General features: G+C 60.0%; 20 protein-coding genes. 13 read left to right on the top strand and 7 right to left on the bottom strand.

The annotated features are described in order from the left end of the window. Positions 1 to 180 precede the first annotated feature (180 nt). From ACWF8S_RS12320 to ACWF8S_RS12310, 3 genes are all read left to right on the top strand, one after another. Positions 181 to 1,689: a circularly permuted type 2 ATP-grasp protein gene (locus ACWF8S_RS12320; RefSeq protein WP_447553614.1), complete on the top strand. Its 1,509-nt coding sequence runs from the start codon at positions 181 to 183 to the stop codon at positions 1,687 to 1,689. Next, positions 1,670 to 2,674, top strand: a complete 1,005-nt coding sequence (locus ACWF8S_RS12315; RefSeq protein WP_447553613.1) for an alpha-E domain-containing protein — start codon at positions 1,670 to 1,672, stop codon at positions 2,672 to 2,674. The genes ACWF8S_RS12320 and ACWF8S_RS12315 overlap by 20 nt, the downstream gene beginning before the upstream one ends. 298 nt (positions 2,675 to 2,972) lie before the next feature. Further along, positions 2,973 to 4,472 carry a CoA-acylating methylmalonate-semialdehyde dehydrogenase gene (locus tag ACWF8S_RS12310; RefSeq protein WP_447553612.1) on the top strand — a complete coding sequence of 500 codons (1,500 nt, stop codon included), beginning with the start codon at positions 2,973 to 2,975 and terminating at the stop codon, positions 4,470 to 4,472. 20 nt (positions 4,473 to 4,492) lie between these two features. Here ACWF8S_RS12310 and ACWF8S_RS12305 read toward each other — a convergent pair whose 3' ends face one another. After that, on the bottom strand, positions 4,493 to 5,182 hold the full coding sequence (locus ACWF8S_RS12305; protein ID WP_447553611.1) for a hypothetical protein: 690 nt from the start codon (positions 5,180 to 5,182) through the stop codon (positions 4,493 to 4,495). 165 nt (positions 5,183 to 5,347) lie between these two features. On the opposite strand from ACWF8S_RS12305, the gene corA reads away from it, so the two are divergent. The 3 genes from corA (at position 5,348) to ACWF8S_RS12290 (ending at position 8,693) form a co-directional block, all read left to right on the top strand. Continuing rightward, the gene (corA, locus tag ACWF8S_RS12300) at positions 5,348 to 6,316 is read left to right on the top strand and encodes a magnesium/cobalt transporter CorA (RefSeq protein ID WP_447553610.1); all 969 of its coding nucleotides are present in this window, start codon (positions 5,348 to 5,350) and stop codon (positions 6,314 to 6,316) included. A gap of 94 nt (positions 6,317 to 6,410) precedes the next feature. Further along, a complete protein-coding gene (locus tag ACWF8S_RS12295; RefSeq protein WP_447553609.1) occupies positions 6,411 to 7,586 on the top strand; it encodes an alcohol dehydrogenase catalytic domain-containing protein in 1,176 nt (391 codons plus the stop codon). Positions 7,587 to 7,646: 60 nt separating this feature from the next. Continuing rightward, positions 7,647 to 8,693, top strand: a complete 1,047-nt coding sequence (locus tag ACWF8S_RS12290; protein WP_447553608.1) for a proline racemase family protein — start codon at positions 7,647 to 7,649, stop codon at positions 8,691 to 8,693. A 3-nt stretch (positions 8,694 to 8,696) separates the two neighbouring features. On the opposite strand, the gene arfB is transcribed toward ACWF8S_RS12290, so the two are convergent. Both arfB and ACWF8S_RS12280 read right to left on the bottom strand, forming a co-directional pair. Continuing rightward, positions 8,697 to 9,110, bottom strand: a complete 414-nt coding sequence (gene arfB / locus ACWF8S_RS12285; protein WP_447553607.1) for an alternative ribosome rescue aminoacyl-tRNA hydrolase ArfB — start codon at positions 9,108 to 9,110, stop codon at positions 8,697 to 8,699. Between the two features lie 11 nt (positions 9,111 to 9,121). Further along, complete coding sequence (locus ACWF8S_RS12280) at positions 9,122 to 10,069, bottom strand: D-2-hydroxyacid dehydrogenase family protein (RefSeq protein WP_447553606.1); 948 nt, start codon at positions 10,067 to 10,069, stop codon at positions 9,122 to 9,124. Between the two features lie 164 nt (positions 10,070 to 10,233). Here ACWF8S_RS12280 and ACWF8S_RS12275 point away from each other — a divergent pair, with 164 nt between their 5' ends. The 5 genes from ACWF8S_RS12275 to ACWF8S_RS12255 all read left to right on the top strand — a co-directional run bounded on the left by ACWF8S_RS12275 (position 10,234) and on the right by ACWF8S_RS12255 (position 14,738). After that, complete coding sequence (locus tag ACWF8S_RS12275) at positions 10,234 to 10,848, top strand: flavin reductase family protein (protein WP_447553605.1); 615 nt, start codon at positions 10,234 to 10,236, stop codon at positions 10,846 to 10,848. A gap of 196 nt (positions 10,849 to 11,044) precedes the next feature. Beyond that, entirely contained in the window at positions 11,045 to 13,156 is a 2,112-nt protein-coding gene (locus ACWF8S_RS12270) for a methyl-accepting chemotaxis protein (RefSeq protein WP_447553604.1), read from the top strand. Between the two features lie 83 nt (positions 13,157 to 13,239). Beyond that, positions 13,240 to 13,869: an SDR family oxidoreductase gene (locus ACWF8S_RS12265; RefSeq protein WP_447553603.1), complete on the top strand. Its 630-nt coding sequence runs from the start codon at positions 13,240 to 13,242 to the stop codon at positions 13,867 to 13,869. An 8-nt stretch (positions 13,870 to 13,877) separates the two neighbouring features. Continuing rightward, positions 13,878 to 14,351 (top strand): metallophosphoesterase family protein, encoded by a 474-nt coding sequence (locus tag ACWF8S_RS12260; protein WP_447553602.1) that lies wholly within the window; start codon positions 13,878 to 13,880, stop codon positions 14,349 to 14,351. Positions 14,352 to 14,387: 36 nt separating this feature from the next. Further along, a complete protein-coding gene (locus ACWF8S_RS12255; RefSeq protein WP_447553601.1) occupies positions 14,388 to 14,738 on the top strand; it encodes a hypothetical protein in 351 nt (116 codons plus the stop codon). Here the strand turns inward: ACWF8S_RS12255 and ACWF8S_RS12250 are convergent. Together ACWF8S_RS12250 and ACWF8S_RS12245 are read right to left on the bottom strand one after the other, a co-directional pair. Next, positions 14,709 to 14,915 (bottom strand): DUF3820 family protein, encoded by a 207-nt coding sequence (locus tag ACWF8S_RS12250; RefSeq protein WP_447553600.1) that lies wholly within the window; start codon positions 14,913 to 14,915, stop codon positions 14,709 to 14,711. The two genes, ACWF8S_RS12255 and ACWF8S_RS12250, sit on opposite strands and share 30 nt — an antisense overlap. Then, positions 14,912 to 15,781: a LysR family transcriptional regulator gene (locus tag ACWF8S_RS12245; protein WP_447553599.1), complete on the bottom strand. Its 870-nt coding sequence runs from the start codon at positions 15,779 to 15,781 to the stop codon at positions 14,912 to 14,914. Before ACWF8S_RS12245 ends, ACWF8S_RS12250 begins: the two co-directional genes overlap by 4 nt. Before the next feature lie 155 nt (positions 15,782 to 15,936). On the opposite strand from ACWF8S_RS12245, the gene ACWF8S_RS12240 reads away from it, so the two are divergent. Next, positions 15,937 to 16,362 carry a VOC family protein gene (locus ACWF8S_RS12240; protein ID WP_447553597.1) on the top strand — a complete coding sequence of 142 codons (426 nt, stop codon included), beginning with the start codon at positions 15,937 to 15,939 and terminating at the stop codon, positions 16,360 to 16,362. Between the two features lie 51 nt (positions 16,363 to 16,413). Here ACWF8S_RS12240 and ACWF8S_RS12235 read toward each other — a convergent pair whose 3' ends face one another. Further along, on the bottom strand, positions 16,414 to 17,307 hold the full coding sequence (locus ACWF8S_RS12235; RefSeq protein ID WP_447553596.1) for an AraC family transcriptional regulator N-terminal domain-containing protein: 894 nt from the start codon (positions 17,305 to 17,307) through the stop codon (positions 16,414 to 16,416). Positions 17,308 to 17,521: 214 nt separating this feature from the next. Here ACWF8S_RS12235 and ACWF8S_RS12230 point away from each other — a divergent pair, with 214 nt between their 5' ends. Next, the gene (locus tag ACWF8S_RS12230) at positions 17,522 to 18,583 is read left to right on the top strand and encodes an NAD(P)-dependent alcohol dehydrogenase (RefSeq protein ID WP_447553595.1); all 1,062 of its coding nucleotides are present in this window, start codon (positions 17,522 to 17,524) and stop codon (positions 18,581 to 18,583) included. Positions 18,584 to 18,643: 60 nt separating this feature from the next. Here the strand turns inward: ACWF8S_RS12230 and ACWF8S_RS12225 are convergent, their stop codons facing one another. After that, entirely contained in the window at positions 18,644 to 19,420 is a 777-nt protein-coding gene (locus ACWF8S_RS12225) for a class I SAM-dependent methyltransferase (protein ID WP_447553594.1), read from the bottom strand. Positions 19,421 to 19,586 lie beyond the last annotated feature (166 nt).

Here is a 19,586-nt window from a genome sequence, read left to right as displayed (position 1 = left end):
GAGCATCAGTTGAAGTGAAGTATCGTCTTAGCGGCGCCATATTGCAGCAGAATTTGCGTTGAATGTTTCAAGAGTTGAAAAACGTTTACAGAAGGTTACTGGTTGAGGTGTTATTGCAGGGGATGGATCTAAACTGAAGGAATCGGACCAAGCGGTCCTCGCCGCGCCAGGAGAGCGCTCATGAGCCAAGTGAACTGGAATCATTACGCCTGCCGTGACTTTTTTGATGAGCTCATAGCTACCCCAGGCCAACCCCGCGCCTCCGCCAACGAGCTTTGCCACATGCTCGCCCGCTTCAGCGCCGAAGAACTGGCGGAGCGCAAGACCGCCGCCGACATTGCCATTCGCACCATGGGCATCACCTTTACCGTCTATTCCGAAGGCGCCATGATCGACCGCGCCTGGCCGTTCGATATCGTGCCGCGCATCATTCCCGCCTCTGAGTGGCGCAAGACCGAGGCCGGGCTCAAGCAGCGTGTTCAGGCGCTGAATCTGTTCATCGACGACCTCTACCACGACCAGAAAGTGGTGAAGGACAAGGTACTGCCCGCCGAGGTGCTGGCGCAGTCGGTGAACTTTCGCCCCCAGTGTGTGGGCGTCAACCCGCCCCATGGGGTCTGGGCACACGTCTGCGGCTCGGATCTGGTGCGCGGCGCGGATGGCACGCTCTACGTGCTGGAGGACAACCTGCGTATCCCGTCGGGGGTTTCCTACATGCTGGAAAACCGCAACGTCACCAAGCGGGTGCTGCCCGAGCTTTTTACCTCCGGCAAGATCTTGCCGGTAGATGACTATGTGGCCCAGCTCTACGACATGCTGGCGGCCATGTCACCGCGCCCGGGTGATGATCCCCAGGTGGTGGTACTGACCCCCGGCATCTACAACTCCGCCTACTTCGAGCATGCCTATCTTGCCCAGCAGATGGGCGTGGAACTCGTGCAAGGCAGTGACCTGCTCGTCGATGAGAGCAACGTGGTGTATATGCGTACCGTGGAAGGGCGTCGCCGGGTGGATGTGATCTATCGTCGGGTGGATGACGAGTTTCTGGACCCGGAGGTATTTCATCCCGATTCCATGCTGGGCGTGGCAGGGCTGATGCGTGCCTGGCGCTCGGGCAACGTGGCCCTGGCAAACGCCCCGGGGGCCGGCGTGGCCGACGACAAGGTCGTCTACGCCTTCGTGCCCGAGCTGATCCGCTACTACCTGGATCAGGAGCCCCTGCTACCCAACGTACCAAGCTATCTTTGCATGTTCGAAAAGGACCGCGAGTACGTACTGGAGCATCTCGACGAGCTGGTGGTGAAGCCTGCCAACGAATCCGGCGGCTACGGCATGCTGATCGGCCCGCGCTCCACCCGGGAGACTCGTGAAGAGTTTGCCAAGCTCATTCGCGCCAACCCTCGCAACTACATGGCCCAGCCGACCATCGCGCTTTCCACCACGCCGACGCTTCTGGACGGCGTGCCCCAGCCACGCCATGTAGATCTGCGACCCTTCATTCTTTCGGGGCCGGATACGTACGTCACGACCGGTGGGCTCACCCGGGTGGCGCTGGTGGAGGGGTCCCTGGTGGTGAACTCATCGCAAGGCGGGGGAAGCAAGGACACCTGGATTGTCGAGGTGGACGAACACGAAGCGGCAAGTGTCGAACAACCGGGAGGCGTGCGCCATGCTGTCAAGGGTCGCTGAAAACCTGTACTGGATGGCGCGCTACATCGAACGCGCCGAGGATACCGCCCGGCTGCTGAGCGTCAACAGCCACCTGATGCTCGATCTGCCGCGCCACCTTCCGCTGGGGTGGGCGCCACTGATCGAGATGACCGGCACGCTGGACGAGTACCGCGCCCGATTCGAGACGTTCGACGAGCAGAGCGTGGTGCACTTTCTGTGCGCGGACACCCAGAACGCCAGTTCCATCCTCGCCGCCCTGGCAAGCGCCAGGGAGAACTTGCGCACCACCCGCGATGTCGTGCCCCGGGAAATCTGGGAGGAAGTGAATCACCTTTACCTGGGCGTGGCGGATCATGCCGAGCATGGGGTCAGCCCGCGCCGGCGTGATACGTTCTTGAAAAACGTGATTCGCAGTTGCCAGACGTTGACCGGGCTGATCGAGGGGACCCTCAGTCACGGCCCGGCGCGTACCTTCATCGAGCTTGGCCGCCAGCTCGAACGCGTCGATATGACCACGCGCATTCTGGATGTTCGCTCGGCGAGTCTGCTGCCCAAGAATCCCGATGAGCTGCTGCCCTTCGAGAACCTGCAGTGGATGAGCGTGCTCAAGTCGCTGACCGCCTATCAGATGTATCGTCAACAGGTGCGTCTGCGGGTTCGCGGCCCGGATGTGCTGCGTTTTCTGCTGCAGGATACTCATCTGCCCCGGGCGATCGCCTGTAGCCTGGAAACCCTCGCCCACGAACTCCAGTGGCTGCCCCGGCAAGACCGCGTAGTGGCGACGGTGGCGCTGGTGAGGGCGGATGTGATCGACGCCGATATCCAGATGCTGGCCCACTCACCCAGCAAGCTCCACGCTTTTGTCGACCAGCTGCAGGTAGGCTTTGCCAGGATTCACAACACGATCAGCACGACCTACTTCGTGAACAGCGAAGATGTCCCCCGCGTGACTCAGAGCCAGAGTCAGACCCACAGCCACAGCGGGGAGCAAGATTCCGATTAGACCGTCTGCATGGCGGCGTTTTCTGTCCGAGAAATGCCCATGACAGCGGCGATCTGCAGCTGTCTGGAAGGCAGGCCTGAGTCAAGGGTTAATTGACGTTTACGTCAACTTGCTGGTATATCTTGATCGATCCAGATGCTGATGAAAGTGGTGGGGCAGGCCAGAACAGCCCGGCAGGCATCCTTGATCAGGTACTGATAAAAAGCATCACTCAAGAGCACTGGCAATAAGCACTGGCAATCAGCATTGATAAACAGCACTTATAAAAAGCAATAACAACAAGCTCAGGAGAAACGCAGTGGCCATTCGCGAAATCCCCCTTTTCATTGACGGCAAACCCGTCGCCTCCCAGAGTCAGCAATGGCGGGATGTGGTCAACCCGGCCACCCAGGAGGTCGTTGCCCGGGTACCGTTTTGTACTCATGACGAGGTCGAGGCCGCCATCGAAAGCGCCAGAACGGCGTTTACCACGTGGCGTAAAGTACCGTTGAGCAAGCGCATGCGCATCATGATGACGCTGGCCGCGCTGATTCGTGAACACACCGACGAACTGGCCGCCCTGATCACCGAAGAGCACGGCAAGACGCTGCCGGACGCCGTTGGAGAAGTGGGGCGGGGGCTTGAAGTGGTGGAGCACGCCTGCTCCATCACATCACTGCAGCTTGGCGAGCTTGCCGAGAACGCGGCAAGCGAGGTGGATGTTTACACCCTGCACCAGCCCCTGGGCGTAGGTGCGGGTATCACGGCGTTCAATTTTCCGATCATGCTGGCATGTTTCATGTTTCCCATGGCAATCGCCACGGGCAATACCTTTGTCTTGAAACCTTCCGAGCAGGATCCGAGTTCCACCCTGCGCCTGGTCGAGCTTGCCATCGAAGCGGGCATTCCCCCGGGGGTGTTGAACGTGGTGCACGGTGGTCCTGATGTCGCCAACCAGATCGCCGATCACCCGAGTATCAAGGCACTGTCGTTTATCGGCTCGTCTCACGTGGGCTCGCTTTTGTACCAGCGCGCCGCCGCCGCGGGCAAACGGATGCAGGCGATGATGGGGGCCAAGAACCACTGCGTGGTAATGCCCGACGCCAACCGCAGTCAGGCCATCAACAGCCTTCTGGGATCGGCCTTTGGCGCGGCGGGTCAGCGCTGCATGGCCAACTCGGTGGTCGTGCTGGTCGGTGAGGCTCAGCAGTGGCTCGAGGATCTCGTGGAGGGCGCCAGGAACATGCGTGTCGGCCCAGGTACCCAGCAGGACGCCGATCTGGGGCCGCTGGTATCCCCGCAGGCGAAAGCACGAGTAGAGGGGTTGATCGCCCAGGGCGAGCGCGAAGGGGCGACGCTCAGACTCGATGGGCGCGGTTATACGGTCGAGGGATACCCCGAGGGGAATTTCGTGGGGCCGACGCTTTTCAGCGATGTGACTGCAGACATGACGATCTATCAGGAGGAAATTTTCGGGCCGGTGCTCTGCGTGGTGAACGTGGCAACGCTTGACGAGGCCATCGCTTTCATCAACGCCAATCCCAACGGTAACGGCACCTCGATCTTTACCAGCGCCGGTTGGGTGGCCCGACGCTTCGAGTCTGACATCGATGTGGGTCAGATTGGTATCAACGTGCCTATCCCGGTACCGGTGGCGTATTTCAGCTTTACCGGCTCTCGCGGGTCCAAGCTGGGTGATCTGGGGCCCAATGGCAAGCAGGCCATTGCCTTCTGGACCCAGACCAAGACCGTCACAGCGCGCTGGTTCGAGCCCGAGAACGTCTCCGGCGGGATCAACAGCACGATTTCACTGGGCTGACGACCCCGCTTCGTGAGGCATTACGGGTCCAGAAGCGGCAGGCTCTGCTCGAAAAGCCGCTCGATCGGGCCAAGCTGGCTTTCATGGAGTACCAGGATCGTGGCCTCCCCAGCGGCGTGGTCGCGTGGCGGAGCGAGAAGCGCAAACTCGCCTTCCTCAAGGTGGAATTCGTGCATCTCGCGAAACCCCTGAGGCGTTTGGCAACGCGAGCAGCGATAGGTGTCATCTTCGCCGTACACCAGGCGGTGATACATCTTGAACAGCGTATAAAGTGCCAAGCCGCCTTCGAAGGCAGGCCAGCGCGCCGGCGTTTTCTGGATGTCGGGGCTCAACGTCACACCTTCGGCTTCGGCCTGAGCGATCGCATCGGCCAGGGGGCTGGCCAGAAGAGCGCTGCTGCTCGAGGGTAGCGGCTCGTTCTGGCGGGGCGCCCGATCGAAATCGTTTACCACCGCGCGAAAGTCATCCAGGGTAGTCAGTGAATAGTCGATGTGCTGCAGCTCATCGGGCTCGCAGCTGCCGTTCTCCCAGCCGTGCACCACCCGTAGCGTGACCAGACCTTTTGCCATGGGTCGGGCCAGCAACACGTATAGCACCACCTTGATATGCAGTTCCCGCTCGGGCGAGTTCTTTTCAAAGGCCTGATAAGGATCGGCGAAAAGGTGGTGCAACCGGCCCTGAACATGTTCCTTGGCTTCATCGTATGGCATGGTCACCTCCGTGAGTGTCGTCTCATCTAAAAGTACGGCTTTTCAGCGGCGATGACATTAATTATTGCTCATTTTCATTAACGCGATTATTCAACCTGGGCTAAAGTTTTCAGCCACCACGCGCGGTTACGCGGCTTTCAACGTGTCACGAGGATGGAAAAAGCGATGATTCGCAGTATGTTGACAACGCCCGACGGCAAGCTTCACATGGGTGGCGAAGAGCTCTTCGAACAGTGGCAGCAAACCCCTGATGCTCATATCTGGATCGACCTGCAAGGCGAACCTGAAGACGTGGAGCGTGGGCTGCTCGAAGCTTTCGAATGCCATCCGCTGGCCATTCAGGACGCGCACAAGGAGCGCCATCCCCCCAAGATCGAAGAGTTCGATACCCATACGCTGATTATCTATCGGGGGATTTCATCGTTTGATGCCGAGCTCAACTTCGTGCCTCAGCAGATCTCGTTTTTCATCGGCGAGCGTTTTCTGGTCACTCTTCATCCCGGCGAGGCAATGAGTGTCGAACGGCTTTTCAACGCCCAGGGCCAGGCGCTGCTGGCGCAGTCTCCCGAGCGCGCCGCGCTCCGAGTCATGTACACCTCTGCCGGGTTTTACAGCGACAGTCTTCTGGAATTCGAAACCGCTCTTAGCGATCTGGAAGACGAGCTTCTGGAAAACGGCAACGACGTGCTGATGCGCAAGATCATCACCTACCGTTCGCGGCTGGTGAAGATGCGGCGTATCTTCAGTTATCACAAAGGCATCACACAAGAACTCACGGCTTACGACTACGAGCATCTGCCGCGCGAGCAAAGCGAAACCCTTCACGCGATCAACGACGTGGCCGAGCGCTTCGAGCGCCTTTATAGCCTGACCCAGATGTACTACGACATCTGCGGCGATCTGGTGGATGGTTATATTTCCATTTCCTCGCATCAGCTGAACATCACCATGCGCGTACTCACCGTGATTACCGCCATTTTCGTGCCGCTGACCTTCATTGCGGGTATTTACGGCATGAACTTCGAACTCATGCCGGAACTTGGCTGGCGCTACGGTTATTTCCTTGTCTGGGGAGTCATGCTGGGGATTGCCGGGATGCTCATCTGGCTGTTCAAGCGCAAGGGGTGGTTTTGATCTGGACAATATTAAGGGGCAGGGGGGATTGAGAGGCCGGGAAAGTTTGATATGGTCTCTCAAACTCACGCAGACCCGATGAAGGAGGCCTTGCATGGCCGACGCGCACGCTCCTATTCCAGCCACCCATATTCCAGCCACCATGGCGGCGATGCTGCTGACCGGGCACGGCGATGTCGACAGGCTTGAATATCGCGAGGATGTCGCAACCCCCAGACCGGGCCCCGGGCAGGTACTGGTTCAGGTCACCGCCACGGCCAAGAACAACACCGACCGCAAGGCCCGCGAGGGGCTTTACCCCACCAAGGGCAAGGAGGAGGTGACCTCCTTTGCCATGGGCGGCGCCCCGACGCTGAGCTTTCCGCGTATCCAGGGCGCGGATGTGGCCGGGCGCATCGTGGCCGTCGGCGACGGTGTCGAGGCGTCGCGCATTGGCGAGCGCGGGCTTCTGGATTTCAATCTCTATGCCGATGAGCGCCCGGCGATCAACCTGACACCGGACTACTACGGCCATGGGGCCGACGGCGGGTTCGCCGAGTACATCGCGGTGCCTTCCAAGCAGTTCTACCACATTCCCAACACCGAGCTTGACGACGCCGAGCTGGCCTCCATGGGCATGTGCTCTTACCAGACCGCCTACCACATGATGACCGCGGCCAACGTGCGCGCCGGCGAGCGGGTGCTGGTCAGCGGCGCCAGTGGAGGGGTGGGCACCGCACTGATCCAGCTTTGCCGTATCGTGGGGGCGATTCCTTATGCGGTCAGCCAGCCGGATAAAGCCAGGGCGCTGCACTCGCTTGGCGCCGAGGCGGTGATCGACCGGGGCGATCTATCGAGTTTCGTCAAACGCGTGCTCGAGGCGACCGGTGGCGCGCATATCGATGCAGTGATGGATCTGGTCGGCGGCGAAATGACCGATCTTTTCATCGACACCATGATTGGCGACATGCAAAAGCGCACCACCTACCCGCGACTCTCGATTGCCGGGGCCAGCGGGGGTAACGTCAGCGAGATCATGTGGACACGCATCTATCTATATCAGGTGCAGTTGTTCGGCGTCTCCCACGGTACTCGTGAAGAGGCCGACCAGCTCATGGCCTGGATCAGAAGCGGCGAGCTCAAGCCCGTGCTTCACGCGGCGTTCAAGCTCTCTGAGCTGCATGAGGCCGAACGCTACTTCGTGAACCGGGGCAGCAACTATCTGGGCAAGATCGTCATCGTGCCGGATGCCCAGTGGGAGGCTCACGGCGCACCCTTTGCTCTTGGCTAGCCTTTCTGTATTGCCGTGCCATTTTGTTCAACGTTAACGACCTGATAGGGAGTCGCCTTTTTGAAAAACCGCCATGCCATTGAATTGCTGGACACTCATGCCGGTGGGGATGTCAGCCGTATCGTCACCGCCGGTATCGATCCGCTGCCCGGCGCCACCGTTCGCGAGCAGATGGAATACCTGCGCGACGACGCTGATGGCCTGCGCCGGCTTCTGCTTGAAGAGCCCTACGGTATCCCCGAAATGTCGGTGGATCTGCTCGTTCCCGCGACCCATCCGGACGCGGTGGCGGGCTATATCATCATGGAGGTGATGGGATACCCCATCTACTCCGGCTCCAACACGCTGTGTACCGCCACCGCGGTGCTGGAAAGCGGACTGGTGCCCAAGCAGGAAGGAATTCAGCGCTTCAATCTGGAGGCGCCGGCCGGGCTTGTACAGATCGAGGCGCGGGTGCAGGGCGGCGTGGTAGAGTCGGTGACCTGTGGGGGCTTGCCAAGCTATATCGACACCTACCGGGACACCATTGCGGTACCCGGTATTGGCGAGATTACCTACTCGATCGCCTACAGTGGCGGTTTCTATGCGCTGGTGGATGCCGAAGAGCTGGGCTTCAAGCTGGTGCGCGAGGAGGAAGCGGCGCTGGCCGTCTGCGCCTACAAGATTGTCGAGGCGATCAAGGCCAAACGCGGCTTCTCCCACTACACTCTGGGCGATGTCGGGCCGCTGCCGTTCTTGCATTTCATGGGCCCTGAGGATCAGGTGGGTGAGGGGTATATCCGCTCACGCTCGACCACTTACGTTCATCCCGGAGTGATCTGTCGCAGCACCACGGGCACGGGTACCTCGGCAAGGCTTGCGTTGATGAAGTACGAAGGGCGGCTCAATGTCGGCGACAAGCTTGAAACAGTGTCGCTGCGTGAAACCGGGTTCATCGGCACCTTTATCGGCACCCACCAGGAGGGGGCGTATCAGGTGGTCGAAAACACCATTACCGGGCGCAGCTACGTGCTGGCCGAGTCGCAGATCGTGATCAACTGCGACGACCCGATGGTGCGCTGCGGCGAGCTTCACCATATCCTGAGCGACCGCCACGGTCGTAAGTAGTCTTCAAGTCGACACCTTGCCCCGCAGCGATTTCACCGCACCCTTGCGAGTCTTGTTGTCCACCCGGCGGCGCTTGGCGCCCTTGCTGGGCTTGGTGGGGCGGCGCGTCTTGCGCGGCGTCACCGCCTCGAGGATCAACGCCTTGAGCCGTGCCAGCGCATCTTCTTTATTGTGCTCCAGCGTGCGGTAACTTTGCGCCTTGATGATAATGACCCCGTCCTTGCTGATTCGCTGATCCGAGAACGCCATCAGGCGCTCCTTGTACACCGGCGGCAAGGTGGAGGTTGAGATGTCAAAACGCAGATGAACCGCCGAGGCGACCTTGTTCACGTTCTGCCCACCCGCGCCCTGGGCGCGGATCTGGCTGATCACGATTTCCCAGTCGGCCAGGGTGACGTTGTTGGAGAGTGTGAGCATGGTCTGTCTGGTTACCCCGCCAGGTTGGTGATCGGTTCACGATTGATAAACGCCAACAGATTATCGAAGGCGTCATTAAAGTAGAGCTCAAAGCTGTCTTTTTCAACGTAGCCCAGGTGCGGTGTGGCGGTTACGTTGGACAGCGCCAGAAGCGGGTGCGAACTCAACGGTTCTTCATCGAAGACATCCAGGGCCACGCGTCCGGGCCGACCGGCCTTGAGGGCCGCCTCCAGTGCGCCTGGGGCAAGCAGCCCCGCGCGGCTGGTGTTTACCAAAAGCGCCTCCGGCTTCATGCTTGCCAGATGCTGCTGGGTCACGATGCCCTGGGTCTTGTCGTTCAGGCGAAGGTGCAGGCTCAATACGTCGGAGCGCTCGAAAAGCTCCTGCTGGTTCTGAACCACGCCAAAGCCTGCGTCAATGGCCCGCTGCCGACTGCCGGAGCGCCCCCACACCAGTACTTTCATGCCGAACGCCTGGGCGTAGCGAGCCACCACGCTGCCAATACGGCCATAGCCGAAAATACCCAAGGTACGCCCCTTGAGCCCGGTACCCAGCGTGCGCTGCCAGCGGCCGGCTTTCAGGTTTTCCACCTCTTCAGGGATATGGCGCATCGCCGCCAGCACCAGTGCCCAGGTCAGCTCGGCGGCGGCGTCCGGCGAGCCCTTGCCTGCCATCACCGTGACACCCTGGCGTTTACAGGCGTTGATATCCACGTGGGCAGCACCGCCACCGGTCTGGCTGATCACCTTGAGCCTGGGCAGCCGCTCCAGAAGCGCCTGGGTGATCGGGGTGCGCTCACGAATCAACACCAGGGCATCGGCGTCCTTGAAACGCTTGACCTGCTCATCGAGCTCGGTAACGGTGTCGTTATAGATCGTCACCGTCAACCCATCGAGTTTTTGAAAGGCCGCCAGGTGGCGAACGCAGTCCTGGTAGTCATCGGGTATCACTATGTGCACGGGCGTATCCTTTGAGTCGTGATCGGGTCGGGCGTGGCGCTTGGGTATTGAATCACGGGGTTGAATCGTCGTTTACCTCTACTCTTTAACCTTTATCCTCTTAAAATGGTTCCAATGACGCGATTTTAATAGTGAATATCCCCAATGGCTGAATGGAGAGTGCAATGAGCCACTACCTGATCGAAGACGACACCCTGAGTGCGGGAACGCTTTACCGCTTGTTGTCCGGCAGCATCTGCCCGCGCCCGATTGCCTGGGTGGCCACCCAGGACCAGGAGGGCAACGCGAACCTGGCGCCGTTTTCGTTTTTCAACGTGGCCAGCGTCAACCCGCCGGTGCTGGCGTTTTCCCCGCTTCTGGACGGCGAGGGCAAGGCCAAGGACACGCTGAACAACATTGAAGCGGTAGGCGAGTGCGTGGTGCATGTGGGAAGCGAGGACTTGATCGAGTCGCTCAATGCCACCAGCGCCACCTTCGCTTCAAACGAGGATGAGTTCAAGCTCGCCGGGCTCGAGAAAGCCGCCATGCCGGGGGTGGAGGTGCCCCGTATCAAAAACGCGCCGATCGCCTTCGGATGCAAGCGCTACGACGTGATCCGCTTTGGCGACAAGCCGCTGGCCGGCGCGCTGATATTGGCTCAGGTAGTAAGCATTCACGTCGATGACCGTATCTGGGACGGGCGCCATGTGGATATGGAAATACTCAAGCCCACCGGGCGTCTGGCCGGTAACGACTATGTACGTATCACCGACCGTTTCATCATCGAGCGACCCCGCTGATCGACTAAAGATACTTTTTATTACAAGGCATTACGTAGTCGTCGTTCAAGTTGCCAGCGCTTAGGTCGATATTATCAGCGTATTTTGTCCTTTACGCCGTGTCCTCCTCACTGTGCCCACCCGGCTGTGACTGGGGACTGTGCCTGTCGGATCAGGGCCAAGCTCTCATGACGTTGACTATAAGCGAACACGAAGAATGAAAAAGTCGTTAAGTATCCGCACTATGCTGATTTGCCTTTTCGTGGCGGCTGTATTGAGCGCTTGTGTACTCGCGACGACCGGTTGGATCACCAACCAGCGGCTTGTGAATGCCCAGCACTATATTACCGACGACATGCTGCCTCTGCAGGAGGCCAGTCGACACATGGTACTCACCATGGGGGCCTTTGGTCAGCGCCACGCCGATATGCTGGCCGCCCAGAGTGACGAGGCGCTAGGGGCGGTGACCTCGCAAGAGGCGCTGGACGAGCGCTATCAGAGCGCCCGCGCGGATCTTTCGCGTATCGAGCAGACCGGCCAGGCCGAGCGACTGAACACGCTGGACGCCGATTACCAGCATCTGATCCAGGGCGATGGCGCGCTCGAGGCCGTACGTCACGATACGCTGCGCCTGCGCGTACAGATCGCTGATCGGATCGCTGAGATGGAGCGCCGCATCGAGAGCATCATACAAAGCGCTCAGGCGGTATCCGATCGCACGCTGTATACCCAGGCCCGCCGTGATGCGGCCCAGCGGGATTTGATGGAGGCGTGGCGTGAGGAGGGCACCACCACGCTACCCACCCAGCTTCTGGATAATCTGTACGCGCCCCGGGTGGATATCGGCAGGCTCAGCGGCGAGGCTCGGCTGGCCATTGCAAGGCTTGCGGATCTAAGCCGTCAGATGGTTCAGGCCGAAGACCTGGAAGCCTTGATGGATCTGCGCAACTATGTGATCGCCCCGCAGGTCGACTACGCGCTGCAGTCGCTTGCCGCCATTGCCGAGGCGCCCAGTACCGAAGTGGAGCAAAGGGCGATGATCAACGCCCTTGCCCAGGAGATTGAAGACCTCAACCGCTTGATGGTCGAAGATGCCGACTCCGTCTTTGCTTTGCGTGACGAGCAGCTTGCCCTGGATGCGCGCACTCAGGCAGCGCTTTCTGATACCGCCGCGGCTCTGGGCGAGATGCGCAATGACTTGAGTGATATCAATACCTACATCATCGCTCAGTCCAACAGCGCCACCACCCAGGCGGAGAATCTGGCGCACGCCGGGCGCACGTTGCTGGCGCTGGTGACGCTGGGCGTCATCGCCGTGCTGGCCTTTTTTGGCTGGCGAACGCTGGTCCGTGTGCTTCGCCCGCTGGTGCTGATGCGCCGGCAGATGGAGGCGATTGGCGGGGGCGGTGGCGAGAGCGCCGATCTCTCCCAGCGCCTGGCGCTCAAGCGCGATGACGAAGTCGGCCAGGCTGCGCTCGCGTTCAACCAGATGATGGATACCTTCGAGGGTATGGTGCGCCAGGTGCGCGAAAGCGCCGAGGACATCGCCCACAGCAGCCGCCAGATTGCCGACGGCAACGACAACCTGTCTCAGCGCACGGATCAGCAGGCCGCATCGCTTGCCCAGACGGCCTCCAGCCTGGAGCAGATGACCGCCACGGTGAAGCAGACCGCCGACTATGCCGACCAGGCGAAGGACGCAAGCCAGAACGTCGACCAGCGTGCGCGTTCGGCTGGCGATGTGGCCAGGCGCAGCGCCGAGGCGATGAGCGCAATTCGTCACTCCAGCGAGAAGATCACCTCGATCATCAAGGCCATCGACGATATCGCCTTTCAGACCAACTTGCTCGCCCTCAACGCCTCGGTGGAAGCCGCCCGCGCCGGTGAGCAGGGCCGGGGCTTTGCCGTGGTGGCCCAGGAGGTGCGCAAGCTGGCCGGGCGCAGTGCCGATGAGGCCTCCCAGATTCGCCAGCTGGTCGATGATAGCGTGAAGAAGGTCAGCGAAGGCGAGCAGCTGGTGATTGCCTCCAGCGCGCATCTGCAGGAGATCGTCGATAGCCTGGGCCAGGTAACCCACTACGTCAGCGATATCGCCAACGCCACGTTTGAACAGTCCTCGGGAATCGAGCAGATCAACCAGGCAGTCGCTCAGCTCGATCAGGTCACCCACCAAAACGCCAAGCTCGTGCAGGAGGCCACCCAGGCCAGCCAGACGCTGGACGAGCGGGCCGGTGAGATGCAGGGGCTGATGGGCCGGTTTCAGGTGAGCGCGTCCCGCCCCGCAGCGAAGGCATTACCCTCGGGTGACGCGCTGGCGCGCTTGGCCTGATCCTCAAGCGCAAGGGTTGAATTTGGCCGCGGGCGTCTGCATCTACCCAGTATCACTTCAAAAGCGATGCACAGGGAGAAAGTATGACGACGCTCGTGGTAGGTGCCAACGGACAAATCGGCAAGCAGTTCTGTGAACAGGCCCGCCAGGACGGAATCGCCATCAAGGCGATGGTGCGCCAGCAAGAGCAGACCGAGTGGTTCAAGGCGCGCGATATCGAGGTAGTGGTCGGCGATCTCGAAGGCGAGATGGAGCACGCCTTCGATGGCTGTGACGAGGTCGTCTTCACCGCAGGCTCCGGCCCTCATACCGGGCCGGACAAGACACTGATGATCGATCTGTACGGGGCGATTCGCACGGCGGACATCGCCAGGGAGAAAGGGCTCAAGCGCTATATCATGGTCAGCGCCATTCGCGCGGAAAGACCGCTCGAGGCCCCGGAAAAGATGCGCCCCTACATGGCGGCCAAGTTCGCCGCCGACCGCCACCTGATCAGCACCGGCATTGCTCATGTCATTCTAAAACCCGGCCCCTTGACCGATGACGCGCCCACCCATGGCTTCACCGATTCGATGGACGCCTCGAACAGCCAGTCCGTCACTCGCGCCGACGTTGCCCATGCGCTGCTTCACGTGGTAAAGACACCGTCGCTTCAGAATCAGGCCGTGACGCTTTTAAACGGCGAGCAGTCCATCGATGAGCTCTTTCGTTAGGCGCTCGAGTGGAGCTTGATGCCCCCATCGGCGTAATTGCCGACACCCACGGCCTGCTGCGCGATGAAGCGCTGACGCTTCTGGCAGGTTGCGGGGTAATTCTGCATCTGGGGGATGTCGGGCACAAACCCGATGATGACGCGATTCTGGCTCGTCTGGAAACGCTGGCGCCTCTTTACACCGTCAAGGGCAATATCGATACCGCGCCCTGGGCCACGGCGCTTCCCATGACGCAGACGCTGGATATCAACGGCTGGCGGCTGCACCTGGTTCATCGTCTTGCGGATTTCGATGAAGCTATCGCCTGCGACGTAGTGCTTCATGGGCATTCCCACAAGCCGCGTAACGAATGGCAGGACAACCGGCTTTTGTTTAACCCGGGAGCGGCGGGCAAGCGCCGTTTCAAGTTGCCGCTTACCCTGGGCAAGCTCTGGCTTGGCGAGCAGGGCGTCAAGCGCGCCATCATTCACCTGCCGGTGTGAGCGGCCGGCTCGACGCTCGGTCAAGGAGAAGTACGGATGTCCACCGCGCTGGCCCACGCGCTTCGCGAGTTCTTGAAAACCGTCCCTGAATGCGCGCTGCCGCTGACCTACCAGCAGGTCGCTCACCAGCTGGGCCTGACGCCGCCGCGAACGATTCAGCGGGTGGCGCAGGCGCTCGAGCAATTGATGCGTGAAGATGCAGCCATGGGTCAGCCGTTCATCACCGCCCTGGTCATCAGTCGTCGGGGTGATGGGATGCCGGCGGCGGGGTTTTTCGAACTGGCAGTGGCGCTTGGGCGCTTCCCCGACGAGGCATCTTGCCACCCGGCGGCCTATCGTGCCGAATACGCGAAAGCGTTAACGCAGCGGCTCGAGCAGAGTACCTAGGCCGTTGTGGTCGATCTCGTGCATCAGGTGCAACAGCTGACCGATCTCTCCTGACGGAAAACCTTCCCGCGCAAACCAGTTAAGATACGGCCCCGGCAGATCCGCGATCAGCCAGCCTTGGTACTTGCCAAACGGCATGGTCTGGGTCACCAGCTTTTCCAGGTCCTCGGCGTTCATGCGTAACTCTCCTCTTTAATCATTCGGGCCAGCGCCTGGGCGGGTTCGCTCAACTGGCCGTTGTCCCGGCAAACCAGGCCCACTTCGCGATGAAAGGTCTGAACGCCCAGATCGAGCGCGCGTACTTGTGTCGGCCAGGGCTGCAGGTTGGCCACCTGCGGCACCAGCGCGACTCCTATACCGTGGGCCACTAGCTGGATGATGGTCTCCAGCTCATCCACCTCGCAGATTTCGCGTACCTGACAGTGGTGGCCGGTCAAGAAACGGTCGATCTGGCGGCCCCCGAAAGAGGAGCGGTCATAGCGTATAAAGGCATGCCTGTGAAGTAGCTCACGCCAGTCATCGCCCTCGACCCTGGCCGGTACGATAAGGCGAAACGGTTCGTGAGCCAGCGGCGTCCAGTGCAGGTCGCTATGCAGTGAAAAAGAGGGGCGAATGATGGCCGCCATGTCCAGCTCGCCGGCATCGACCTGATTCACCAGGGCCATGGAAAGCCCGGGGAGCACCCGCGTACGGCAGCTCGGATAGGCGTGATGAAAGCGGGCCAGCGCATTGGGCAGCAGAGAACGCTGAATGGATGCAATGGCGCCGATATTGACCGGCGTGCTGGCGAGCAGGTCGGTACTGGTGTCTCCGAGGCTCTTGTAGAGCCCCAGTAGCGTATGGGTCTGCTCCAATACCTGCCTGCCCCGTGGGGTCAGTACCGCCGAGCGGCCTTGGCGAACGAAAAGTGCCACACCCAGCTCCGCTTCCAGACGCTTCATCTGCGCGCTGACGGCGGCCTGCGTCAGACCGATCTTGTCCGCCGCACCCGCAAAGGTACCTTCCTGGGCAACGCAGCTGAACGTTCTTAACTCGCGGATCATTGATAAATAGTTTTTGTGAATTGGTTAAAAATATATTGATTTTATTTTCCCATGACCACGCCTAGGATGGCTATGACTTACTTGTTTACTTAGCCTCGATTACCGACTGTCGGCAATGCCAGTCATCCTATAAAGAGATAACACAGGAACCCCCTATGAGCCTTTCTCCCTTTCACCTCGCCATTCCTGTCTACGATGTCCCTCTGGCCCGCACCTTCTACAATGACGTGTTCGGCCTTGAAGAGGGCCGCTCCAGCGACAACTGGGTCGATTTCAACTTCTTCGGCCATCAGTTGGTGATTCATGGCCATCCCAAGACCCCGGGTCAGGAGAACGCCCACACCAACCCCGTGGACGGTCACGATGTACCGGTCCCGCACTTCGGCGTCATTCTGGAATGGGATGAATGGGAGCAGCTTGCCGAGCGCCTCAAGGGCCATCAGATCGAGTTCGTGATCGAGCCTTACGTGCGCTTCAAGGGGCAGGTGGGCGAACAAGCCACCATGTTTTTGCTCGACCCCTGCGGCAATGCCCTGGAATTCAAGGCCTTCAAGGACAAGAGCCAGATCTTTGCCAAATAAGCCAGCGGTCCTTGTCCGATTTCTGACGTGATAGGGCCAAGGTGCTGGGGTTCAACTCTCAAGCGCCTGTTCGCGCTGGCGGTGCTGTAACGGCGAATCGCCGAAATAACGCTTGTAGTCGCGGCTGAACTGGGCCGCGCTATGATAGCCCACCGCCATCGCTGCCTGGTTCACGTTATGGCTTTGCTGGGTCAAAAGCTGCTGCGCTTTAAGCAGGCGCAGGCGCTTCACGTACTGGCCCGGCGACGTTCGGGTGACCTGTTTGAAATGCTGGTGAAAGGCCGAGCTGCTCATGCTTGCCTGGTGCGCCAGCGCCTCCACGCTCACGTCTTCGGCAAAGTGATGGTGCAGCCTTGAAAGCACCTGAACGATCCGTGAGTAGTGCCCGTGCCCCTGAACGAGGGCGCGCAAGGCTGGCCCCTGTTCACCTCTCAGCGCTTCAAAGACGACATCTCGGATGCGCGCCGCACCCATGGCGCGACAGGCGCCGGGGTCGTGAAGTGTTTCCACCAGACGGCTTACCGCACTGTGCATGGACGCGCTCATCGCAACCGACGCCATGGGTTGCAGCGTCTCTTTCGGCTGACAATGGTCTCCCATGGCAATGACCAGCTCGCCCAGAAGCGCCGGGTCGAGCTTGACGGAAATACCCAGAAGCGGCGCCTCGGGGCTTGCATCGGTCTCGCACTCGAAAGGCAAAGGCAATGTTTGTACCAGGTAGTGGCCCGGGCCGTAATGAATTTCCCGATCCCCCAGGTAGCCGGTCTTTTTCCCCTGAACAATGACGATCAGGCTGGGGTCGTACATCAAGGGCGTGCGCGCCTGAGGCCGAGCCAGATAAAGCAGCGATACCTGATTCAGTCGCGAGGCGTTAAAACCGTCGTGGTGAATCAGCGGGGCGATGAGTCTGGAAAGCGGGCCGGGGTCGGCGGGGGCGATCACCATCGAACGAACTCTTCAAGTGTTGTAACGACCAGGTCGAGGTTGATCCGTTTTAACTGATCAGTGAACGAGAATTGTGCCATTTCAAGGCGCATTATGGTTAATCAATTACATGATTTTGGAGAAATAGGCAAAAATGGCGTAGCTTCCTTCAACGCAACTCCGCTCGATAGCGACAATAATGGAGTCACGTTTATTGGATCAATATGGAGTGGTCATGACCCAGACACAATCCTACGCAGCCTTTGCCGCCGACAAGCCCCTGGCCCCTTACAGCTTTGAGCGCCGCGCACCACGCCCGGACGATGTCGCCATCGAAATTCTCTACTGCGGCGTGTGCCATAGCGATCTGCACTTTGCACGTAACGACTGGGGCATGAGCCAGTATCCGGTCGCCCCGGGCCATGAAATCGTCGGCCGCGTCACGGCGGTGGGCGACCAGGTCAGTCGCTTCAAGGAAGGCGATCTGGTCGGGGTCGGTTGCATGGTGGACTCATGTCGCAGCTGCAGCGCCTGCCAGGACGGTGTCGAGCAGTACTGCCTGGAAGGCTTCACCATGACCTACGGAAGCCCCGACCGTCAGGACGGTACTATCACGCAAGGCGGCTATTCCGACGCCATCGTGGTCAGCGAGCACTTCGTGCTGGCCATGCCGGAGGGCATCGATCTCGCCTCGGCCGCCCCCATTCTCTGTGCCGGTATCACCACCTACTCGCCGCTGAAACATTACGGCGTGGGTAAGGGGCACAAGATCGGGGTGATCGGCATGGGCGGGCTTGGTCACATGGGTGTGAAGCTTGCCAAGGCGCTGGGCGCGGAAGTGACCGTCTTTACCCGCTCTAGTGCCAAGGTGGAAGAAGCCAAGCGCAACGGCGCCGACCACGTGGTGGTGTCAGGCGATCAGGAACAGATGGACGCGGTAGCCGAAACCTTCGATTTCATGCTCGATACCGTACCCGTCCAGCATGATCTGAACCCTTACCTTGCTTCGCTCAAGTACGACGGTACACACATTCTGGTAGGTCTTCTGGAACCGATCGAGCCTGCCATTGAAGCGTTCAACCTGGTCTTCAAGCGCCGCGTGGTGGCCGGTTCGCTCATCGGCGGTATCGCCGAGACCGAAGAGCTCTTGAAGCTGTGTGCCGATCAGGGCATTACCTGCGATGTCGAGATACTGGATATCAACGATATCAATGAAGGCTTCGAGCGCATGGAAAAAGGCGATGTGCGCTATCGTTTCGTGATCGACATGGCCACGCTGAAAACTGCCAAGGCCTGATCACTCACGTATCGGCACGCTTGTCTGAAAGCCACCGCCCACCTTGAGTGGGCGGTTTTTTTACGCGCTGGGCAGATGGGCCACGACACGCAGACGTACATAGTCGGCGCTCCAGTGGCCCTGGCCGTCGCTCAGGCTATGGGAGAGAAGATTCAGGGTGTTATCCACCACCGTTTCTTTCATGTCTTCATCGAGCCCGTGCAGGAAGGGCTTGGCAAAGGTATCGAGCCAGTTCGCCATGCCGGTAGGCAGCGGAGTCGGGCGGGCAATCAGTTCGATGCTGTCGACCTGAAACCCGGCGGTTTCGAGCAGGTGGGCGTATTCGCTGGTCGTCGGGAAGTACCAGGGGTGCCGGCCCCGGGCGCTGATGCCGCGAAACTGCAGCGAGGCGATCAGGGCCGTGCAGATGGCGGCCACGTTGCCGTGCCCGCCAAACTCTGCCACGAAACGCCCACCGGGTTTCAAGGCGCGCTTGACGCAGGCCAGTACCGTTTGCGGATCCAGCATCCAGTGAAGGGCGGCGTTGCTGAATACCGCATCGAACTCCTGATCGAAGGGGAGCTGATAGGCATCGATGCGTTTGGCGTTGACGCCTCGCTGAAGGGCGGCCTCGACCATCTCTTCCGAGCTGTCTATTCCTGTGACGTCGGCACCCAGCGTCATGAGACGCTCGGTCAGTTCACCATCTCCACAGCCCAGATCCAAAATTCGCTGACCGGCTTGGGGCGAGAGCAGTTTGACCAAGTCGCCCGCCATTTTGGATACAAAATTGGCATTTTCAGCATAGCGATCTGCATTCCATTTCTGGCCTGGTGTATCGGGCGTACTATCGTTCATGGTGGCTTCCTTGCATCGTTATATGGCGCCAAGGGTATGAAGAGTATAGCTCTCTGAACCGTAATAATGTCATGTATCAAAGTAATGGAGGGCGCTTATTCTTCGAATGAGCGGATACGCCATGTCTGTGAGCTGCCTTTAACACTTGCTTCCTGATTAAATAAAA

It is taken from the genome of Vreelandella xerophytica, from assembly GCF_968048975.1.
The sequence above is the reverse complement of the archived record's forward strand: the minus strand, read 5'-3'. Positions and strand labels throughout refer to the sequence as shown.